Origin of the sequence: Thalassoglobus neptunius, from assembly GCF_007859735.1 — a bacterium.
In the GTDB taxonomy this organism is placed as follows: domain Bacteria; phylum Planctomycetota; class Planctomycetia; order Planctomycetales; family Planctomycetaceae; genus Thalassoglobus; species Thalassoglobus neptunius.
This window is the reverse complement of record NZ_SIHI01000001.1, coordinates 1,646,933-1,667,434: the sequence shown is the minus strand read 5'-3', so window position 1 is coordinate 1,667,434 and position 20,502 is coordinate 1,646,933. Positions and strand designations below refer to the sequence as shown.

14 protein-coding genes are annotated in these 20,502 nt (G+C 52.5%); 8 read left to right on the top strand and 6 right to left on the bottom strand.

The window, feature by feature from the left end; genetic code table 11:
• The first annotated feature begins 1 nt into the window (after position 1).
• The 6 genes from KOR42_RS06685 to dxs all read left to right on the top strand — a co-directional run bounded on the left by KOR42_RS06685 (position 2) and on the right by dxs (position 6,854).
• On the top strand, positions 2-895 hold the full coding sequence (locus KOR42_RS06685; protein ID WP_146508163.1) for an alpha/beta hydrolase: 894 nt from the start codon (positions 2-4) through the stop codon (positions 893-895).
• A gap of 30 nt (positions 896-925) precedes the next feature.
• Complete coding sequence (locus tag KOR42_RS06680; protein ID WP_146508161.1) at positions 926-1,540, top strand: DNA-3-methyladenine glycosylase family protein; 615 nt, start codon at positions 926-928, stop codon at positions 1,538-1,540.
• A gap of 190 nt (positions 1,541-1,730) precedes the next feature.
• Positions 1,731-3,125: a DUF1501 domain-containing protein gene (locus KOR42_RS06675; protein WP_146508159.1), complete on the top strand. Its 1,395-nt coding sequence runs from the start codon at positions 1,731-1,733 to the stop codon at positions 3,123-3,125.
• A gap of 184 nt (positions 3,126-3,309) precedes the next feature.
• Positions 3,310-3,906 (top strand): class I SAM-dependent methyltransferase, encoded by a 597-nt coding sequence (locus KOR42_RS06670; RefSeq protein WP_146508157.1) that lies wholly within the window; start codon positions 3,310-3,312, stop codon positions 3,904-3,906.
• Positions 3,907-4,047: 141 nt separating this feature from the next.
• Positions 4,048-4,941 carry a polyprenyl synthetase family protein gene (locus tag KOR42_RS06665; protein ID WP_146508155.1) on the top strand — a complete coding sequence of 298 codons (894 nt, stop codon included), beginning with the start codon at positions 4,048-4,050 and terminating at the stop codon, positions 4,939-4,941.
• Complete coding sequence (gene dxs, locus KOR42_RS06660) at positions 4,941-6,854, top strand: 1-deoxy-D-xylulose-5-phosphate synthase (protein WP_146508153.1); 1,914 nt, start codon at positions 4,941-4,943, stop codon at positions 6,852-6,854. The genes KOR42_RS06665 and dxs overlap by 1 nt, the downstream gene beginning before the upstream one ends.
• A 24-nt stretch (positions 6,855-6,878) precedes the next feature.
• Here the strand turns inward: dxs and KOR42_RS06655 are convergent, their stop codons facing one another.
• The gene (locus KOR42_RS06655; protein ID WP_146508152.1) at positions 6,879-7,886 is read right to left on the bottom strand and encodes a N(4)-(beta-N-acetylglucosaminyl)-L-asparaginase; all 1,008 of its coding nucleotides are present in this window, start codon (positions 7,884-7,886) and stop codon (positions 6,879-6,881) included.
• A 308-nt stretch (positions 7,887-8,194) separates the two neighbouring features.
• On the opposite strand from KOR42_RS06655, the gene KOR42_RS06650 reads away from it, so the two are divergent.
• Positions 8,195-9,916, top strand: a complete 1,722-nt coding sequence (locus KOR42_RS06650) for an acyltransferase family protein (RefSeq protein ID WP_197440924.1) — start codon at positions 8,195-8,197, stop codon at positions 9,914-9,916.
• 55 nt (positions 9,917-9,971) lie between these two features.
• Here the strand turns inward: KOR42_RS06650 and metH are convergent, their stop codons facing one another.
• From metH to KOR42_RS06635, 3 genes are all read right to left on the bottom strand, one after another.
• Entirely contained in the window at positions 9,972-13,661 is a 3,690-nt protein-coding gene (gene metH, locus KOR42_RS06645) for a methionine synthase (protein WP_146508148.1), read from the bottom strand.
• Positions 13,662-14,030: 369 nt separating this feature from the next.
• The gene (locus KOR42_RS06640; protein ID WP_146508146.1) at positions 14,031-15,308 is read right to left on the bottom strand and encodes an adenylosuccinate synthase; all 1,278 of its coding nucleotides are present in this window, start codon (positions 15,306-15,308) and stop codon (positions 14,031-14,033) included.
• A gap of 287 nt (positions 15,309-15,595) precedes the next feature.
• Positions 15,596-16,006, bottom strand: coding sequence for a Dabb family protein (locus tag KOR42_RS06635; protein ID WP_146508144.1), 411 nt, complete (start codon positions 16,004-16,006; stop codon positions 15,596-15,598).
• Positions 16,007-16,268: 262 nt separating this feature from the next.
• On the opposite strand from KOR42_RS06635, the gene KOR42_RS06630 reads away from it, so the two are divergent.
• Positions 16,269-17,258 carry an acyl-CoA desaturase gene (locus KOR42_RS06630; protein WP_146508142.1) on the top strand — a complete coding sequence of 330 codons (990 nt, stop codon included), beginning with the start codon at positions 16,269-16,271 and terminating at the stop codon, positions 17,256-17,258.
• A 359-nt stretch (positions 17,259-17,617) separates the two neighbouring features.
• Here the strand turns inward: KOR42_RS06630 and KOR42_RS06625 are convergent, their stop codons facing one another.
• Positions 17,618-18,733, bottom strand: a complete 1,116-nt coding sequence (locus KOR42_RS06625; RefSeq protein WP_197440923.1) for a glycosyltransferase family protein — start codon at positions 18,731-18,733, stop codon at positions 17,618-17,620.
• A gap of 267 nt (positions 18,734-19,000) precedes the next feature.
• The gene (locus KOR42_RS06620) at positions 19,001-19,894 is read right to left on the bottom strand and encodes a UDP-2,3-diacylglucosamine diphosphatase (protein WP_146508139.1); all 894 of its coding nucleotides are present in this window, start codon (positions 19,892-19,894) and stop codon (positions 19,001-19,003) included.
• Positions 19,895-20,502: the final 608 nt, after the last annotated feature.

Sequence of the window (20,502 nt, the reverse complement as noted above, 5' to 3'; positions counted from 1 at the left end):
CATGGAAACACGCTCAACAAGATGGAAGAAACGAGGATTGCGTTGGGCCGTCTTCGCGGGGAGTCTCTTTCTTGAAATGCTGATCATGCTTGCCCTTCTCCAGCGGAAACTGATTTACGCTCCCGATGCCAATCCGGTTGAGCTGTCGGAAGCGATCAGTGTTTGCGAGTTGACGCAAGATGTACGACTCGATGTCGCACCCGGAATCAAGCTGTGTGGCTGGCACAGTCGATGTTCGTCTCAGGAGCAAGCTTCGAAGCGACTCGTCATTCTCTTTCCGGGCAAAGCCGGCAACCGATTGAAGCGAGTCTCTTTGCTCGAGCAATATCATCGCCTCAGTTGTGACACGCTTATCTTCGACTACCGAGGTTACGGCGGCAGCGCAGGCTCCCCCGCAGAGTCAGACATTTCGAACGACTCGCTGAAAGTTTGGGAATTCGCAGTCGAGAAGCTTGGCTATGAACCTTCTCAGATTGTTTGCAGTGGTCAATCTCTGGGAGGAGGTGTTGCCACGCGGCTTGTGTGGGAATTGTCACAACGTGGGACGCCCCCGGCAGGGCTCATTTTGACAGCCACTTTTTCGTCACTCGCTGATGCTGCGCGTGTTCATTATCCGTGGTTACCGGTGAAAGCATTGCTTGTCGAAAAGTATCCCTCAGCGGAACGAATCGGGGAAGTCAGCTGTCCGCTTCTCATCATTCATGGGAAACAGGATCGAATCGTCCCGTTTGAACTGGGGCTGAGATTGTTCGAAGCGGCCCCGGATGAAGTTCAAGGAGTTCGAAAGACTTTCGTGGAACTCCCGCAGGCTGGTCATAACGATATCTTGCATGTCGCTGCCGAAGAGGTGCTTGATGCCAAGCGATCATTTCTTGAGCAACTCAGTGATGACTAAAGCCTCACAGCGATTCCATTCGTCAATGCTATGAAACCGCTCGATCGTGACAGCCTGGAGTTCGCAAGACTCCATTTGATTGAAGCTGACCCCGTCCTCGCAGAGTTGATTCACCGCGTCGGACCGTGTTCTTTGAAGCGGCAGACGAATCGTTATCGAAATCTGCTGCGAGCGATCGTTGGTCAACAAATTTCCGCTGCTGCTGCGAAGTCCGTTTTTCGTCGACTTGAAGCAGCAGTTGAAACGTCAACATTACAGCCCGAGTCTGTTGCAAAATTGAGTGATGAGCAATTGCGAAGCGTTGGGTTGTCGTCACAAAAGAGTCGATACATTCGTGATCTCACCGAGCATGTTCTTGATGGACGGCTCAAGCTCCGCTCGCTGCATCATCGGTCGGACGAAGAAGTGATCGATTTGCTGACAGACGTGAAGGGAATCGGTCACTGGACTGCGCAGATGTTTTTGATGTTCTCTCTCGGGCGCCCCGATGTCCTCCCGTGGGGGGATCTCGGAATTCAGAACGCGATGAAGAAGCTCTACCAACTCGACGAACTTCCTGATCGTTTTCACTGCTACAACCTCGCGGAACCCTGGCGACCGTACTCAACCGTTGCCTGCTTGTATCTCTGGAAAACGATCGACTGATCTCACAGTTCTCATCTGCATCTCATCTGCAAGCAATGCGGAATGCGTGGATCACACGCTTCTGTCGACAATATCGACACTCTCGCCACCGAATCGAAATCAATTGGTCATCAGGTTTGGTTTCAGTCATCGACTGATGGTATTCTTGGAGTCCGTGCTCATGTTCTGTTTGTCTTAAGGAGTCCGGTTCGTGCTCAGTTTTGTAGACAGTAGCAATCGAGGAAGTCGTCGAGAATTTCTCCGCATCGGAAGTTTGGCCCTCGGAGGGTTGGGGCTTCCCGGCAGCTGGCGTAACGCCATGGGAGCCGAACAAACGCCGGGACTTCTCACAGATCGATCGGTTGTCTTTGTCTTCATGCACGGCGGTCCCAGTCAGATCGAAACATTCGATCCGAAAATGGATGCACCGGTCGAGATCGCGAGTGTCACTGGCGAAATTTCGACCAAGCTGCCGGGGGTGACCTTCGGAAGCAGTTTCCCTGAACTGGCCTCTCTGGCTGATCAATTCTGCGTCGTTCGTTCGTTTCAGACAGGTAACGGAATCCACGACGTGAAACCTGTCGTCAGTTCGGCAACATCGAACATCAATCTCGGTTCGCTCTATTCTCGCATCGCCGGTCAGAATCGTCCGGAGTCCGGAATGCCGACGAACGTCTGCCTGTTTCCTCGATCTGTCGATGATTCCACAATGCCGGCGTTTAAAGAGCTTGGCGATCTCGAATCGACGGGAACACTCGGAACAGGTTATCGCCCCTTCAGTCCCAGTGGAGGAGGGAATCTGCAACGCGACATGCAGCTGCATCTCTCGCTCGACCGATTGAACGATCGCCGCAGGTTGCTTGAGAACCTCGATCGAATTCAAACGGGGCTTGATGGCAATCCAAAATGGGACAGCCTCAATAAACTGACACATCAAGCCTTTAGTACGGTTATGGGCGGAATCGCGGACGCCTTCGATCTCTCGCATGAAGATCCCAAAACCGTCGCGATGTACGACACAGCTCCGCTTGTTCGGCCCGATGCCATTGATAAGAAATGGAACAATCACAAACGATACGCCGACAACGGGAAGAGTTTCGGAAAGCTGATGCTTCTCGCACGACGACTCTGTGAGCGGGGTTGCGGATTCGTCACCGTGACGACGAATTTCGTGTGGGACATGCACGCCGATCAAAACAACGCAGGCATGGCGGAAGGAATGCAATATCTCGGCGGTCCGTTCGATCGGGGAATTTCGGCATTCCTGAAAGACCTTCGGCAGCGAGGACTTTCGGACAAGGTTCTGCTCGTCTGTTGTGGGGAAATGGGTCGCACTCCAAGAATCAATGCACGTGGTGGTCGTGATCACTGGGGACGACTCGCTCCGCTCATGTTATCCGGTCCGGGAATCCCGCGAGGGGCTGTCTTCGGCGAGTCGACGCGCGACGCGTCCGAGCCGTTGTCGACTCCTGTCGGAATACCGCATCTTGTGTCAACGGTCTTGAATTCTCTCATCGATGGAGGCACTCTTCGCCTGGACACAGCGACGCCTCGAGAAGTCACGAACGCAGTCTTCGCTCCTCCAATTCCTTTTGCGAATGCTTAAATCATTTTCGAGGCTACAATCACTCGCCTCATCTGTTTGAAGGAATGCATCGATCTTTGTGATTCGCGAAGAGCATGTTGACAAGTGCTCGCGGCCACTGAGCATTTTCTATCTCTTCTTGCAGACGTTTGTGATGAACCCACAGGTCAGACTCTGTTTGACTTTGACAGCAACTTGACGACCGATGGCAAAAACCGACCGAGACTGGGATCAGAAGTACCGATCGAACGAGACTCCCTGGGATTCCGGGATTCCCTCGCAGGAGTTACGGAAGGTTCTTGAATCCGCTCAGCTGCAGCCGACGACTGCGTTGGAGCTTGGTTGCGGGACCGGAACCAATGCGATTTATCTTGCTGATCTTGGGTGGCAAGTTGAAGCTGTCGATTGCTCTGCTCCTGCGCTCGAACTGGCACGGCGAAAAGCGGAAAAAGCGGGGGTTGAAGTCAACTGGATTCTGAGCGATGTCGTTCGCTTCGGAGCAGATCGAGATCCCGTCGATTTTGTGTTCGATCGGGGATGCTACCACTGTTGTCGGCGTGTGGATCTTGAAGGATATCTGGAGACGCTTGAAGCAGTCACGACGGCCGGAAGCAAAATGCTCATTCTCTGTGGCAATGCGAATTCAACGGAAGCGGGAGGTCCTCCTCGCGTTTCGAAATCAGAGATCGAAAAGGAGTTCTCTCCGCTGTTCGATTTTCTTCATATTCGTGAGTTCTATTTCGAAGATGCCGGGAATGTTCGAGGTCCTTTGGGCTGGTCGGTGTGGATGTCGAGAAGGTGAGCAAGCTGAGCAAGTGAATGGGAGTTCAGCTTGGAAAATCGCGTTGTCTTGGCAAAACTTGTACTCCTTTGATTGACGCAACCGTTCTTCTTACGGTTCAATGCGGTATTCATCCATTCTTTACTCAATTCTCAGTGTCAAATGCAGCAAGTCTCCGACCTTTCCCGGTACCTTGACCAACTCAGGGTTCAGATCGAAGAGTCGCTGATCTCTGCTTCGACATTTTCTGATCAGTGCCCGCCGAAGCTTCTGGAAGCGATCCGTTACAGCTTGCTGGCTCCGGGGAAACGTGTCCGCCCTTGTTTGGCACTCATGGCATGTGATGCGTGCGGGCAACCGGCCGAAAAGGCGATTCCTGCGGCCATTTCTCTCGAAATGATTCATTGTTATTCGTTGATTCATGACGATCTTCCCGCCATGGATGATGATGATCTCCGGCGGGGCAGGCCGACAAATCACATCGAATTCGGTGAAGCAACTGCGATTCTTGCGGGCGACGCTTTATTGACGCGAGCATTTGAGGTCCTCGCTTTGGGGATCGAAGAACCGGATATCGCAGTGGCTTGTATCTCCGAGCTTGCATCCGCTGCGGGGGCAGAGGGAATGGTCGGCGGGCAACAGGCGGATCTCGAAGCAGAAACGCGGACGATTACTGATCCCGATGAGCTTCAAGGAATTCACCGACGAAAAACCGGTCATCTGCTGGCCGCTTCGCTTCTCATGGGCGGACGCATCGCCCGAGCCGACGACGAAACACTCGAATGCCTGAAGATTTATGGCGAATCGGTTGGATTAGCGTTTCAAATTGCGGATGATCTCTTGGATGTGGTCGGGGATTCCGCGAAAATGGGGAAACACGTCCAGAAAGATGCCGATCACGGAAAATCGACTTACCCCGGACTTCTGGGAATCGAAACAAGCCGATTGAAAGCCTCACAGCTGATCGATCAGGCTTGCGATGCTGTGTCATGTTTTGGAGAACAGGGACAGCACTTAATTGACTTAGCGAAATATCTCATCGAGCGAGACCATTGATGGAATACGAATTGCTCCCCATGATCAGTTCTCCCGAAGAACTGAAGACCCTGTCCAATCAGCAGCTCGAACAGCTTGCCGAAGAGATTCGCGAAGCGTTGTGTGAGATTGTTTCCGATCGTCCCGCTCACTTTGCCAGTAATCTGGGAGTTGTCGAGCTTGCGATCGCTCTGCATCTGGTCTTCGATTTCTCCAAAGATCGCCTCATCTGGGACACCGGCCATCAGATTTATCCTCACAAATTACTGACCGGGCGATTTCCGGAGTTTCAGACCATTCGTCGCAAAGGCGGATTGATGGGATATCCCAATCCGTCCGAAAGCGACTACGACCTGTTTATGACAGGGCACGCCGGCGCAAGTGTTTCGACCTCACTCGGTTTGAAAGCGGGTGATGACCTTGTCTATCCGGGAGAGAACCGCAAATCAGTGGCAGTCCTCGGAGACGGGGCACTCCCTTCGGGTGTTGTTTTCGAAGCATTCAACAATGCGGCCGGACTCAACAAAGATCTGCTTGTCATTTTGAATGACAACAAGATGGGAATCTGTCCTCGAGTTGGCGGTCTTGCCAAATATCTCGACAAAGCTCGTGCCGCTCCATTTTACAACGGGTTGAAGCGTGACGTTTCGTGGTTGCTCAACAAGGTTCCGATGATTGGGGAATCTGCGGCAGACACACTCGGAAACTTCAAAGATGCAGTGAAGAGCTTTCTTCATGGCGGAATGCTGTTTGAAGAACTCGGGTTCCGATACGTCGGTCCCGTGGATGGGCATGATCTTCCTTCGCTTCAAAATGCGTTGAAGATGGTCAAGGAAATCAAGGGGCCTGTGCTGCTCCATGTCTTCACTGAGAAGGGACACGGCTTCCAGCCCGCGACTGAGAATCCCGTGAAGTTTCACACTCCGGCTCCGTTCTGTCGCGACGACGATGTGGGAGTTGTCTATGCCCAAAAGCCTTCAAGCCCCGCCTATACGGATGTCGTGAGTGATTCGATTCACACAGCCATGTCAGAGGATGAGAAGGTTTGCGTTCTCACAGCAGCGATGTGTCAGGGGAACAAGCTGGATCAGATTCGCGCCGACTTTCCCGATCGTTTCTTCGATACAGGAATCTGCGAAGGTCACGCCGTTGCCTTTGCTGGAGGAATGGCGAAATCCGGAATGCGGCCGGTTGTTGACATCTATAGCACGTTCCTGCAGAGAAGCTTCGATCACATTTTTCAGGAAGTCGCTCTGCAGAATCTTCCCGTCACGTTCTGCCTCGATCGGGCCGGTTTATGCGGTCCCGATGGTCCGACGCACCACGGGTTGTTTGATGTCTCGTACATGCGGGTCTTTCCTAACATCACGATCATGGCTCCGGGCGATACGCAGGACGTCGCCCCGATGCTCAACTTCTGCCTAACGCATGATGGTCCTGCTTCAATTCGCTATCCGAAGACGAAAGCAGAAACCGTCGAACGTGATTTCGCCGAGATCGAATACGGAAAGTCGGAAGTGATTCGATGGGGTGAAGATGGAATGTTTGTCGCCTTCGGGGCACAGCTTTCAACCTGCGTTGCTGCCGCCGAACGACTGGCGAAAGATGGAGTCGATATCGGCGTCATCAACGCTCGCTTCCTGCGACCCCTCGACACCGAGACGATCTTCCGGGCGCTTCAAGAGACGGGCTTCGTGATCACCGTTGAAGAGAACACTCTTTGCGGTGGATTCGGAAGTGCCGTTCTGGAAGCGGCCAACGATGCGGGAATCCGGACTGACAACATTCGTCGGCTTGGAATTCCCGATCACTTCATTGAACACGGTGAACGCGGCGAGTTGCTCGCTGACCTTGGCCTCGATGTTGCCGGGTTGATGAAAGCTGCCCACGAGATGTCTCAAAAGCATCTTTCCAGCGACTCAGCAGTTGCGTGACGAATTGATCAATCCAAGGGCGCGTTACGGTTTCGAGTACAGAAATTGGCACTCTTCGTATCGCGTCCCTTGTGAGTCGGTCACGGCGAACTGAGTCGGCCCCCACATGGAAACACCTGCATACTCTCCTGATTTGGCGAGTATGTAGAATTTCAATCCAAAGTTGGGGCGACCGTCGTTTCCAAGGAAATACGACTCGCTGACGTGACCGGCGATGCGTTTCATGGCTTCCATCCCCGCTTCAGCGGGACTGAGCCCGGATCGCATCATTTCGACGACCGCAAACGACGAGCAGTTGCGGACATTCTCTTCCCCGCGGCCTGTGCTTCCACAGCTTCCAACTTCGTTGTCGACATAGAGTCCCGCTCCCGGAATTGCGGAGTCGCCAACTCGACCGGGAAGTTTGAAGGCGAGTCCGCTCGTTGTCGTGACGCAGGAGAGATCTCCTTGTGCGTCGATGCAGGAGCAATGAATCGTCCCGGTGGGACGGTCGACTGCCTCGCTTCGTTGATAGGCGTTCTGTGAACTTTCTGCCCCGGGGCGCATCTTTGCAAAGAACTTCTGGACTTCAGGCGGAAGTGTGTCCCACGGCGGAGGAACCCAGTCTTCTCGAGTTGAGTTCGTTTGTTTCCAGTACAGCCAGATTTGTCGAGCGGTTTCCGTCAGTAGATTCTCTTCACGAAACCCATTCGCTCGTGCGAATTCGGCCGCGCCTTCGCCAACAAGAAGTGCATGTTTCGTCTGTTCTAAAACGAGCTTCGCCAACCTCGCAGCATGTCGATAGCCCTTGAGACCAGCCACTCCTCCCACTCTGTGCGTCGGTCCGTGCATCGCTGCTGCATCGAGTTCAACGTCACCGTTGGAGTTTGGAAGACCTCCGTATCCCACGGTCATGTCTGCTGGATCATCCTCGACAAGCGTTACCCCTTCCACGACTGCCGACAGCGCTTCCGATCCGGAGATGAGAGCTTGATAGGCGTGCCGGGTTGCTTCGAGGCCGTTTTTTGAAGAGATCACAGTGATTTCTGACATCGATCTTCCAAATGTTGAGGAAAACTGAAACCATTCGATTTTGAAACTGGTTGTGTTTTCGTCGAGTTCGACAACAAATTGCAAATCACTTTGATCTTTTTGAGCTTGTTGGCGTTTTTCGATCTTTGTTGACCTGATGTGAAGACAGCTAAACGTGTTCTCGATCTCTCGCAGCTGCGATGACGATCTTGTGAAGTGCAGGATTGTGAATCGGCAGTCGCTGTCTCGTAAGAACCTTCGGGTTTCAAATCAATCTTTCATTCGGCGTCGAGTTCCTCGCACGTTGCCCCATCTACGAAATGTTCACGATGAACTCAGACAATCGCCTCTCAATTTCCCGACGCCATGACCTTGATGCGCTCCGCGCTTTCGCGATGCTCTTGGGGATCGCGTTACATGCTGCGTTGTCATTCACACCGCTTCCATGGCCAGTTCAGGATGATGACCAGAATCCGCTGTTCGGTCTCTTCATGAGCTTTGTGCATGGGTTTCGAATGCCGCTCTTTTTTGTGATGAGCGGATTCTTTACGGCGATGTTATGGAGAAAGCGAGGACTGAAAGCCTTGCTGCAACATCGCTTCAAGCGGATCTTTCTTCCATTACTCTTAGGGTTGGCGACGATCATCCCGTTGACCAACGTGATAATGATCTGGGCGATTCAGTCCGGCGCGAATGCAACTGTTCAAGAAGCTCCGAGCGATTTCGCCGATGCAGATCTCTGGACGCTGATCAAGTTTGGGCAGCATGAAGAACTCGCGAGCAGAGATTTTTCACACGACGAGATCAATCAACTGCATCCAGAATCGGGAGGCACCCCACTCGCATACGCAGCCCTGTTTGATGATCCGGAAACCGTTCAAGTGCTGCTGGATTTGGGCGCGGATCCGTCTCTCAAGTCTCGAGACGGAAACACTGCTCTGCACTCAGCGGCATTCCTCGGACGCAGCGAAGTTCTGGAAGTGCTTTTGAATGCCGGTGCTGATCCGGAGGTACTCAACGCTCAACGTCAACGCCCCATTGAATCGGCGCGAGTTGACTGGGGAACGACGCAGTTCATTGCCGGGATGATTCAGGTTCCTGTTGAACAAGAAAGTGTTGAAGCGGGCCGCGAGGAAGTGATCGCGTTGCTTGAGTCACAACCCGCTGAGGCTTCTCCCGTCAGCACTTCAGCTCCAGAAACCGCAGCGAGCAATGAATTTCAGCTTGGGCAGTTTGTCCAGACTCTGATGGGAATGCACTTCTTTCACCATCTGTGGTTCCTCTGGTTCTTGTGCTGGCTCATCGTTGCCTTCGCACTCTACGCAATCATTGTTGATCGAATTGGCTGGAAGGGAATTCACGGGCCATGGATTCTTTCGCCACTTCGCTACTTGTGGCTCATTCCGATCACCATGATCCCTCAGTGGGAAATGGGCAGAGCCTTCCCGACATTCGGCCCGGACACCTCGACCGGATTGCTCCCGTATCCACACGTTCTTTTGTATTACGGGGTCTTCTTCGCCTTTGGCGCACTCTATTTTGATTCCGATGACGAGACAGGAAGAGTCGGGAAATACTGGTGGATTTCGATCCCGATCGCGGTCCTGCTGATCTTCCCGGTCGGGCTGGTCTTCGCATTCGGTTCAAGCGAATTTAGTCCGCACTTCGGAGAGACAGCGACTCGACTCGTCTCCGGATTTTTGCAAGTGTCTTATGCCTGGCTCTTCACATTCGGGCTGATGGGGCTCTTCCGTCGATTCGTGAACGCAGAGAATCCAACGATCCGGTATCTCTCTGATTCCTCGTACTGGTTGTATCTGGCGCATCTTCCGTTGATCTTTGTCGCACAGATTCTTGTGAGAGACTGGTCAGCCCCCGCGTTTTTGAAGTTCGTTCTGATCAACGTTGTCGTCACGGGAATTCTGTTGATCACCTACGACAAGATGGTTCGATACACCTGGTTGGGGCGACTTCTCAACGGACCGAGAACTCGACCCGTTCGGATGGCCACCGAATCGCCGGACCACCAAATCGGAGTCGAGTCCGCTTAAGCTCTCAAGAGCAGTTGCAACTTTCGTCGAGTGCAGAGAGTCGCTGGGAGATGGCTTAAGGAGTGTATCCGAGGTTGGAACCTAGCCATCTCTCGGCCTGTTCCACTGTCATTCCGGATCGTTCCGCGTAGTTTGTGACCTGATCTTTTGTTACTCGGTCGACGCTGAAGTAGCGTGACTCGGGATGTGCGAAGTGCAACCCGCTGACGGATGCGGCGGGGTACATCGCGAACGACTCTGTCAGTTGAATGCCCGTTGCGTTCTCTGCATCGAGCAACTTCCACAAGCGTTCTTTCGGCGTGTGGTCGGGGCAGGCCGGGTATCCGAACGCTGGTCGAATTCCTCGATACTTTTCTGCAATGAGGTCTTCGTTTGTCAGTGACTCAGCTTGATCGTAACCCCATTCGATTCGGGCTTTCATGTGCAGATATTCTGCGAAAGCTTCCGCCAGTCGGTCTGCGATGGCTTTTGTCATGATGGAGTTGTAGTCATCGTGTTCGGCCAGGAACTCGGCGACCAGTTCATCGCAGCCAATTCCAGCAGTCACAGCGAATGCCCCAATGAAGTCGCGTCGACCGGACTCAAGTGGAGCAATGTAATCGGCGAGGGAACGGAAGTCCTTTTGACCTTTTCTTTCCCACTGTTGCCGAAGCATTGGAAAGACAGCAATCGGATCGTTCTTGCGTTCCGGATCATCTTCGCCAAAGACATAAACGTCTTCGCCGATGCTGTTGGCTGGCCAGAATCCGTAAACGCCGCGAGCGGTCAGCAGCTTTTCCGAGATGATGCGATCCAGCAAATTGTTGGCATCAGCGAACAGTTTTCGGGCTTCTTCGCCGACGTGCTCATCTTCGAAAATCTTCGGATACTTTCCGCGGAGTTCCCATGTGCTGAAGAATGGTGACCAGTCCACGAATTCCCGAAGCTTCTCAAGGCTCTGATTTTCGATCTGTCGCCGTCCAAGGAACGTTGGCTCCGGAATGTCGACGCTGTCCCAGTCGGTTGTGAATCGTCGCTGACAGGCCACTTCGTACGTGACGAGGTTACGGTCCTGCCGTTGATTGAACGTAGCGCGGTCTTTCTCCTGCTTCTCCTCGTTCTTTTTGATGAACGCATCCCGACGTTCGTCATCGAGCAGTGATTCGACAACGGGAACCGAGAGTGAAGCATCGACGACATGCACTGTGGGCGAGTCGTAGTTCTGAGCGATCTTCACAGCTGTGTGACGCGCAGATGTTGTTGCCCCTCCAATGAGGAGCGGAACTTGAAAACCGGTCCGGTTCATCTCTTTGGCAACGTGAATCATTTCTTCGAGCGATGGCGTAATGAGGCCGGAGAGCCCGATGATGTCTGCCTTTTTCTCTTGTGCCACTTCGAGAATCTTCTCTGAAGGAACCATCACACCGAGGTCGATCACGTCGAAATTGTTACATCGCAGAACGACACCCACGATATTCTTTCCGATGTCGTGAACGTCTCCTTTGACGGTGGCCAGAACAACGGTTCCGCGACCCGGAGCGTTTTCAAGACCAGCTTCGCGCTTCTCTTCCTCCATGTACGGTTCAAGATACGCAACTGATTTCTTCATCACCCGCGCGGATTTCACCACTTGCGGCAGGAACATTTTTCCCGTACCGAACAATTCTCCGACGACATTCATTCCGTCCATCAACGGACCCTGAATGACATTCAACGGACGTCCATATTTTTGCCGGGCTTCTTCTGTATCCTCGACGATGAAATCGGTGATGCCCTTGAGCAGCGAATACTTCAATCGCTCTTCGACGGTGTTCTCTCGCCAGGCAAGCGCACTCGCATCCGACTGTTTGCCGCGAGATGAATTCTTGATTTCTTCTGCGTATTCGATCAGGCGATCAGTGGCTTCCGGATGTCGATTGAAAAGAACATCTTCGATCAAGTCGCGAAGTTTCGGATCGATCTCATCGTAGACTTCGAGCTGACCGGCGTTCACGATTCCCATGTCGAGGCCGGCAGCGATGGCGTGATACAGGAAGCACGCATTCATCGCTTCACGCACAACGTCATTCCCCCGGAAGGAGAACGAAACGTTACTCACTCCGCCGGAGGTCTTCGCTCCCGGACATTCCTTCTTGATCTTCCGAATGGCTTCAAAGAACTCAACAGCATAGTTGTTGTGTTCTTCCATACCCGTCGCAACGGTAAGGATGTTCGGGTCAAAGATAATATCTTCGGGCGGGAAGCCAGCTTGTTCTGTAAGCAGTTGATAGGCTCGCTTACAGATCGCCACTTTATGATCAGCTGTGACCGCCTGTCCTTCTTCATCAAAGGCCATCACGACCGCAGCGGCTCCGTAGCGGCGGACGATTCTCGCTTGCTCGAGGAATTTTTCTTCTCCCTCTTTGAGGCTGATCGAGTTGACGATTCCCTTGCCCTGCACGCACTTAAGACCCGCCTCGATCACATCCCAGTTCGAGGAGTCGATCATAATGGGGACGGAGAGACTATCGTCGGAAAGAAGCCACAAGAACTTCTCCATGTAGGCCACGGAATCCAGCAGTCCTTCGTCCATGTTAACATCGACAATGTTTGCTCCACCTTCCACCTGGCCGTGGGCAATGCTCAGAGCTTCATCAAACTTCTCTTCACGGATCAGTCTGGCAAATTTCCGCGATCCGGTGACGTTGGTCCGTTCCCCGACCATGCAGAAGTTCGAGTTTTCCGTCAGTTCAAATCGCTCCAAACCGGAATAGCTGGAGACTGCTTTCCGTTGAGGGCGTGGTCGAGGTTTGGTGCTGTCGACGTGTTTCGCAATCTGTCGGATGAATTCCGGAGTTGTTCCACAACATCCCCCGACGATTCCGACCCACTTGTTCTGAGCCATTTCTCCGATGACAGCCGCGACTTCTTCCGGGTTGGAATCGAATCCCCCCATCCCGTCCGGCATTCCGGCGTTCGGATAACAGGAAACGTGACAATCCGCGACACGTGAAAGTGCTTCGACGTAAGGACGGATCTGTTTCGGGCCGAGCGCACAGTTCAGGCCGACGCTGAACAGCGGGAAGTGTGAGACCGATGTGTAGAACGCTTCGACCGTCTGGGCGGTCATTGAGCGTCCCCCCTCGAAAATCGTACATGAGGACATCACAGGCACGCGCACATTTTTCTCGCGGAAGACCTGATCAATGGCAACGAGTGCCGCTTTCATGTTCAACGTGTCGAAGGATGTTTCCGGGAGGAGAATGTCGACTCCTCCATCGATGAGCCCCCGCACCTGTTCTGCGTACGAAGCAGCCATCTGATCAAACGTGACGGGACGAGCACCGGGTTCGTCGGCATTCATCGAAAGCTGACGATTCGTCGGACCGATACTTCCCGCAACGAATCGCGGTTTATCGGGCGTCTTCTTTGTGTAGTCGTCTGCGGCACGTCGAGCCAGTTCTGCAGCGGTCTTGTTGATTTCGTAAGTCAGATCCGAAAGCTGATACTCTTCGAGAGTGATGATGCTCGCGGTAAAGGTATCGGTCTCGATGATGTCCGAACCCGCTTCGAGATAATCCCGATGGATTTGCTCGATGAGCTGAGGCTGAGTGAGGGCGAGAATATCCGCCGCATTTCTGAGGTCGACGGGGTGACTTTTGAATCGTTCTCCTCGATAGTCCTCTTCTTGAGGATTGTTGGAGAAAATCAATGCTCCCATCGATCCGTCGAGAAGAAGAACTCGCTCTTCAAGAATCTGATTTAGCTGGTCTTCGGTCGAATTCATTGAGTGCTCAAGAAAATTGCAGGCTGGACCCTATAGAGAGGAAGAGTCGCCCATGGGGTCGCGTCTGACGATGTTCTTGTCCCAACTCCAAACCGGGAACTGAAAGAACATCAAGTCTTATTCTATCCCACCGAGTCAATAGAATGATGGGATTCGACACCCACCCGCGGTTTTTTCGCAGATGAGAATCACAATTCTAACAAGAAATCAACTAAGAAACAGGGGGGAATCAACGACTCGATCGATCGAGTCGTTGAAACCGCCACAGTCGTTGCAGTCAGTGTGGTAAGCCTAAAGATTCCCGACGAAGCATCCTGAACGGGAAGCATCGTCGACTGCGGAGGCTGGTTTGATATCGCTGTTGTTGGGTTACAGGATAACTGTTTGTTCACGATCCGGGCCGATCGAGACGAATCCGACTTCAGCTTCAAGAAGCTCCGAGACACTGTCAATGTATGCTCTGGCTTCTGATGGGAAATCTTCAAGCCGACGGACACCTGTGATGTCCGTTTTCCAACCTGGAAGAGTTCGATAAATCGGCTTGGCTTTGGCGAGGTCGTCGAGCTGACTCGGGAAATCGGTCGTTCGCTCACCGTCAATCTCGTACGCTTCGCAGATCTTGACTTCGTCGAGCTTACTCAAGACGTCGAGCAGCATGACAGCGATGCAGTCGATTCCAGAAACGCGAGCCCCATGAGCTGTGGCGACGGCATCGAACCAGCCACATCGGCGGGGGCGACCTGTGACAGTGCCGTACTCGTTGCCTTCGTCGCGGATGTGCTGTCCGGTTTCGTCGGTCAGTTCCGTTGGACAGGGACCGCCACCCACACGGGTTGTGTAAGCTTTGACCACTCCAATCACGCGGTCAATTCTTCGACTCGGAACTCCACTACCTGCTTGAATTCCACAGCCTGAACTGTTGGAAGAGGTAACGTAAGGGAAGGTGCCGTGATCGATATCGAGGAGGCTGCCTTGAGCACCTTCGAACAACATCGACTTACCTTCTCGCAACACACGATGCAGATAAGAGGTCGTGTCAATCACACGGTCTTTCAGAATGTCCGCATAGCCCATGTACTCGTCGAAGATTTCGTCGACGGGAGGCAATTCAGCTTTGGGATCCATTGCGTTGATCAACAACTTTTTCGTTTCGTAAACGTCATTGAGTCGCTCGCGAAACAAGTCTTTCCGAAGAAGATCGCCCATGCGGATCGCATGTGTTCTCCCGTACTTGTCACGATAACACGTTCCGATGCCTCGCATCGTTGTGCCGATGGCTTTGTCGCCTCGATGAGATTCGAGAACCGCTTCCTCGACCATGTGATACGGGAAGATCACGTGAGCTTTGTCACTGATCAGCAGATTTCCCGGATCAACTCCCTGTTTGACGATCGAATCCAATTCGCTCAAAAGCGCTTTGGGGTTGAGGACAACACCGTTGGCGATCACCGATGTCACGCCCGGACGAAGGATGCCCGCCGGCAGCAGCGACAGCTTATATGTCTGCCCGCCGAACATCACAGTATGGCCAGCGTTATTCCCTCCCAGATACCGCACAACAACTTCGTGCTGATCTGTCAGAAGATCGACAATTTTTCCTTTGGCCTCGTCTCCCCATTGGAGACCAACTACTGCTGTGACTGACATCTGAATTCCCAAACTTCCCAAGAATCAAACTGTCCCAATTCGAAATTGACCTGCGACGAGCCATCGGACTCTCAGAGGCTCCCCTCGAACTCAATCGCTGGTCGAATCAGGACGGTTCAGAGATTCCATCTGCGAACGTGTTTTCGTAGAGTCAACATTCGTGATGACACCACGATAATGAGACACATTTTTCACTGCGCAACGAAAATCCGTCAGCGGAGACTGACGGATCCTGCGCCAAACATGTCGAGTTTAGCATCGCAATGGGCCAATGAAACCCGCACGAATCAATTTGTCGCCCAATAATCCACAACAGTCACGTCATCGAGGATAGGTAAGAGGATCTTGACGAATTCCTGATGGGCAGGATGGGGGAGATAAGCATCTCTGTCTGCTTCGCTCTTGAACGACACCAGAAAGCAGTGAGTGTGGCCTTTGTCGTGCTTTTCCGGGCTATTGTTCGTTCCCCATTCGTAAGCGTGGATTTCCGAGATCTTCTCAGGGAGTTTTCCGAATTCCTCGACGACCTGTGAAATCTGTTCGTCGGTCGCATCGTCCTTGAATTTGAACATGACAACGTGCCGCAGCACCGATTTTTCGCTCTCTTCCGCACTCACTGTCTGCTCCTGACCACGGGTCAAAATCATGCACGCAGCGAGGAGTGCCACGATTCCGACACTTTGAAAGACGACTTTCATTCGATTTTCTCCAATTTTAGAAGGTGAATTCGACTCGATTTCCTGCTCTCGGCAGCTCTGGGAGGTTGTGTTTCGATGTCGCAACATGCAGTGAAGTAGTGGTTTATGTCGCTTTGACATTTCTTTGACAGTTATCGGCGCAACTTTGACTGAAGTTTCGCCACCCTCTGACACAACAACCCCGAAGATTCTGATACAAACCCGCTCAATACTCGGAGACCGGGTGTTTCAAACTTAATCAATGAACTGGATTGAATCGCAGATGTCAACACTCATCGATCAACCTGATGTTCTCGACGATATCGACAAGCCATCTGTCAATGACGAAGGCTTGGTGACCGTCGACACGGATCAGGATACCAAAGAACAAGCGATGAGCGAATCAGCCATCGCCCGTCAGGAACTTCTCGCGTACTTTGAACCGCGACAGTTGACCTGGAAGAATCTGGATCCTGTTGTGGCGATCTGGATGACGGGAATGCATATCGGTGCACTGGCTGCTCCGTTTTTCTTCACTTGGGAAGCTGTCGCTGTTGCTGTTGTCCTGCACTGGCTGACATGCAGCATCGGAATCTGTCTAGCCTACCACCGGTGTCTTTCTCACCGTTCTCTGAAACTGAAGTGGCCAGCCAAAGTGGTCGCAACATTCTTCGGCGTCATTGCTGGTGAAGGGGGACCAATCCGCTGGAGTGGAACTCATCGCGTTCACCACGGGCATTCCGATCACCCGGGCGACCCACACTCTCCACTCGATGGTCCCTGGTGGTCACATCTCTGGTGGATGATGCTGAAGAATCCCAAGCGCAAAGATGAACTGCTGCAGAAGTACTATGTTCCCGATCTGATGAAAGACAAGACGATGGTCTTCTTCGAGCGAACATTTGCGTTGTGGCTCTGGGCGACAGGATTGACCCTGCTGTACGTCGGTGGTCTTCCAATGTTGCTGTGGGGCATGTGCGTGAGAATGGTTTTTGCCTACCACAGCACCTGGTTCGTCAACTCTGCGACACACCTCTGGGGATATCGAAACTACGAAACGACAGATCAATCTCGGAACCTCTGGTGGGTTGCGATTCTCGCCTACGGTGAAGGATGGCACAACAATCATCATGCACATCCAAAACTCGCACGAGCAGGACACAAATGGTGGGAACTTGATCCAACCTGGTGGGCAATTTCGTTCCTGAGAAAAATTGGTCAGGCGACCGATGTCGACGACCGAATTCCGGCGGAATCATCCGCACAGGCGTAGCTCGCGAACATCGCCGCTCGTCGGGATAACTGACTATCCAAACAAAAACGACCACGCTATTCGGCGTGGTCGTTTTTTATTTCATTTGGCGGAAGATTACGAATTCGTCCGTTGCCGGTTTCCTTATCTTGCTCAGACAGATTTCGAGAGAGAGTCATTCGGTGTGTTTCGACGACAACTCTCGAACACAAGGAAGCAGGGGCGAGGTTAAGAAAGCACAGATGGCGAGTGGCTGTTGCCTCAATGAAGAAGTACGTCTAAACCATTTTCGATTAGGTTTGCACTCTCTCGCACGAGCAAACACAGCCTTTTATCTGATGAAACATCTCAAGCGAGTGCACAGGAAAGAGCAACTTGCTCTAAACTCCCACACCCGCGAGCTTCTGAGAATAGACGGGAGTTCGTTTTGGGGTCGGAAGGAAATGGTCGATGACCTGCATCGTTCGCGTATTTCCGTTGAGAGCTTCACGCGGAATGTTGCATTGAAACTCATTCAATGATTCCAGGAACTCTCTCATTACCTTCTGGTCGAATTGAGAGTAGCCCACCCAGGTTCCTCCGCCCGACTGCTCGAGATACCGGGCGTTGATCTCCTGTTCAAAGTTCTTCGCTTCCGGAAACACCAGCACGGGCTTCTTAAGAAAGAGTGCTTCTCCAACAAGTTGATTCCCCGCGCTGGAGACCAAAGCTTTACAGGTCCGTAAGTCCTCCAGAAATCCGGAATCGCTGATCGGGCAAAACTCGATCGATCCCTGACGGGGGCGTTCACCGAGGCCGTAGACCTTTACTCGCGATCCGCAGTTCGCGAGCGAGTGGAGCATCTTCTCCGTTGCGAATCGCCGCAAGTAGGCAACCACATGATCGTGCTTTTCCGGAACAGCATTGACGACCTGTTCTCTCAGCAGCACGCCTGTCTGGATCGTATCTCGATAACGTTCTTTCAGCGGCGGAAAATAGAACGAAGAGACGACCATCTTCGCTGGGTCGCGGTAATATTGTCCCACCACCTTGGACATTAACCAGGCTTTGGTACGCAACGATCTCGGTAGCGAATGAAAGTCACTGACGACCAGGAAGTGCTGATGATTCACACTGATCCAGGGCACACCAGCGAGTTTCGCTGCCCGGGGCAGAGCCGGTTCGAAATCGGTAATCGCCAGATCAGGTTCAATCTGATCCAGCCGATTCTGCAAACGAGAGACAAGCAGCGGAAGTCCTCGAACGTAGTCAATTGTTCCCAGAGTTGTGCCAGTGAAGTCGACTCGTTCGTTTCGATAGTGAAAGACAAGACCGGGAATTTCTTCCACGATGACCCGCTCTGAACTGCGGTAGACTTCCGAGAGAAGTTCATAAGCGACAGCTGGGGCGAACACGTAAACGCGATGGCCGCGTCGAACCAGTTGGTCAATAATCGTTTTTGACCGCGTGGCATGCCCTCGTCCTTCTCCTGCCAGACTGTAAACAACTTTGGCCACGATCGACGCTCCATTCAATCTGTTGAATCCGAACTGTTCCGAGGCTCAACACAGACGTTGAACTCGGAGTGATTCGGGCTTCAATTCCGGGGCTGGAAAAGCAGTTCTCGGTGTGACTTGCTGTCCTTGTGGACAACGTTGCAACGTCCTGTCTTGTCTCTTTTGCGAGAGGCGCCTCGGTTTCGGAGGCGGTCCTCTGGCGATGTGGATTTGGCATCGCAGAGTGCTTGCTCGTACCAAACGAAATGAAACAACTCTGAAATGGCGTTAACTTTGTGTTGCTGTCGAAGCCGCTCGCGTTCCACCGGGGACAGTGTTTGGCCTCAGTACGAGTGGTCGTTGTGTCGAAGAGGAAGCAACATTGGCTGGGCGATGTTCGGAACTGCAGTTCGGACCGAATTTCAATTCGAGAGTTCCATCGTGATGCTCCAGCAATGCGCTACAGTTCTCGACCCAGTCACCCGTGTTGCAGTAGGTGAGGCCATCAATCTCTGTTTTGACAGGCGTATGAATGTGTCCGCAGATCACGCCTTGGCACCCCATTTTTTTCGCGTGGTCGGCAATTTTCTGTTCAAACTCGCTGATGTATTTGACGACTGACTTCACGCTTCGTTTCACACGCGCGCTGAATGAGTACTCACCGAACAGTTGCTGTTTGACCAGAAAGCTCCATGCCTGGTTCAAAGTGAGAAGCCCTTCGTAGACCCAGGAAGAAATCACCGACACCCATTTCGCAGACTGCTCAATGCGATCGAAACGATCTCCGTGGATCACCAGAAATTTTTTCTCATCCATCGTTTGATGAACAAATTCTTCAGCGAACTCGACCATCTGAAAACGAGAGAGTTGGTCTCGAAGCTCTTTGTCTCGCAGGAAGTCATCATGATTCCCAACGGCATATCGAATCACTGTTCCTTGTGCGGCGAGATCCATGAGTCGAAGCAGCACTTCCGATAACTCCGGGCCCCATCTCCATTTTCTCCTGAGGCTCCGCCCGTCGATGATATCTCCGATGAGATAGAGATATTGCGGTCGGTAGTTGGAGAGAAAGTCGAGAAGTTTCTTTGCCTGCGAATGGCGACACCCCAGATGGATGTCGCTGAGAAAGAGCGCACGCACCGACGTGTCGGTCTGAGAGAAATTGACCTCATCGTGTCTCATGACTCTTCCCTGAGTGTGCGATGTGTTGCTGGCAAAGCATCCACCCAACTTGAGTGATGGTTGAACTTCGAAAAGGACCGACCGTGACTGTTTGAGTTCACGGCAACTCCTTTCGCCAACATAGAAGGAGTGTTGCACAAGAGTTTTTAGTTCTGTGAAAGATTGAATGAACTCAGTGAGAATTCCACGACGTTCACGGAACGCTTCAAATGACTTCTGCGAGAGAGACACAGGAAGTCATGAACAAACTGTGAACGCTGCGCTAGGGAAAGAAGATTTTCAGGACGCCGCTGCATCCGCCGAAATTCATTTCCTTCGAGAAACGCCGCGCTTGCGCGGACAGTTCGTTGGCAACCAGCAAAGAAATCACGCGATATCGGAGTCGATAGAGTGCTCGCAAGGATTCGCGGATGGCAATAAGAATTCGCGCACAGCGAAGCAGAGAACTTATTGAACAGTTGAGCCCGCAATCAGCGAGGAGAGGGGAGAAGTCAATTCGGGAGTGGACTCTGACTCCATCGGCTGAGTCAGAGTCGAATTCATTCATCAGCGATAAGAAGAGTTCTCAACCAGCCTGAGGCAATGTTGAAGAACTCTGCACACGCGGC

Bases quoted from the DNA above. Each gene is read 5' to 3' on its own strand.
- KOR42_RS06685 (WP_146508163.1), top strand. From the start codon at position 2: ATGGAAACACGCTCAACAAGATGGAAGAAACGAGGATTGCGTTGGGCC.
- KOR42_RS06680 (WP_146508161.1), top strand. From the start codon at position 926: ATGAAACCGCTCGATCGTGACAGCCTGGAGTTCGCAAGACTCCATTTG.
- KOR42_RS06670 (WP_146508157.1), top strand. From the start codon at position 3,310: ATGGCAAAAACCGACCGAGACTGGGATCAGAAGTACCGATCGAACGAG.
- KOR42_RS06665 (WP_146508155.1), top strand. From the start codon at position 4,048: ATGCAGCAAGTCTCCGACCTTTCCCGGTACCTTGACCAACTCAGGGTT.
- dxs (WP_146508153.1), top strand. From the start codon at position 4,941: ATGGAATACGAATTGCTCCCCATGATCAGTTCTCCCGAAGAACTGAAG.
- KOR42_RS06655 (WP_146508152.1), bottom strand. From the start codon at position 7,886: ATGTCAGAAATCACTGTGATCTCTTCAAAAAACGGCCTCGAAGCAACC.
- KOR42_RS06650 (WP_197440924.1), top strand. From the start codon at position 8,195: ATGAACTCAGACAATCGCCTCTCAATTTCCCGACGCCATGACCTTGAT.
- metH (WP_146508148.1), bottom strand. From the start codon at position 13,661: ATGAATTCGACCGAAGACCAGCTAAATCAGATTCTTGAAGAGCGAGTT.
- KOR42_RS06640 (WP_146508146.1), bottom strand. From the start codon at position 15,308: ATGTCAGTCACAGCAGTAGTTGGTCTCCAATGGGGAGACGAGGCCAAA.
- KOR42_RS06635 (WP_146508144.1), bottom strand. From the start codon at position 16,006: ATGAAAGTCGTCTTTCAAAGTGTCGGAATCGTGGCACTCCTCGCTGCG.
- KOR42_RS06630 (WP_146508142.1), top strand. From the start codon at position 16,269: ATGTCAACACTCATCGATCAACCTGATGTTCTCGACGATATCGACAAG.
- KOR42_RS06620 (WP_146508139.1), bottom strand. From the start codon at position 19,894: ATGAGACACGATGAGGTCAATTTCTCTCAGACCGACACGTCGGTGCGT.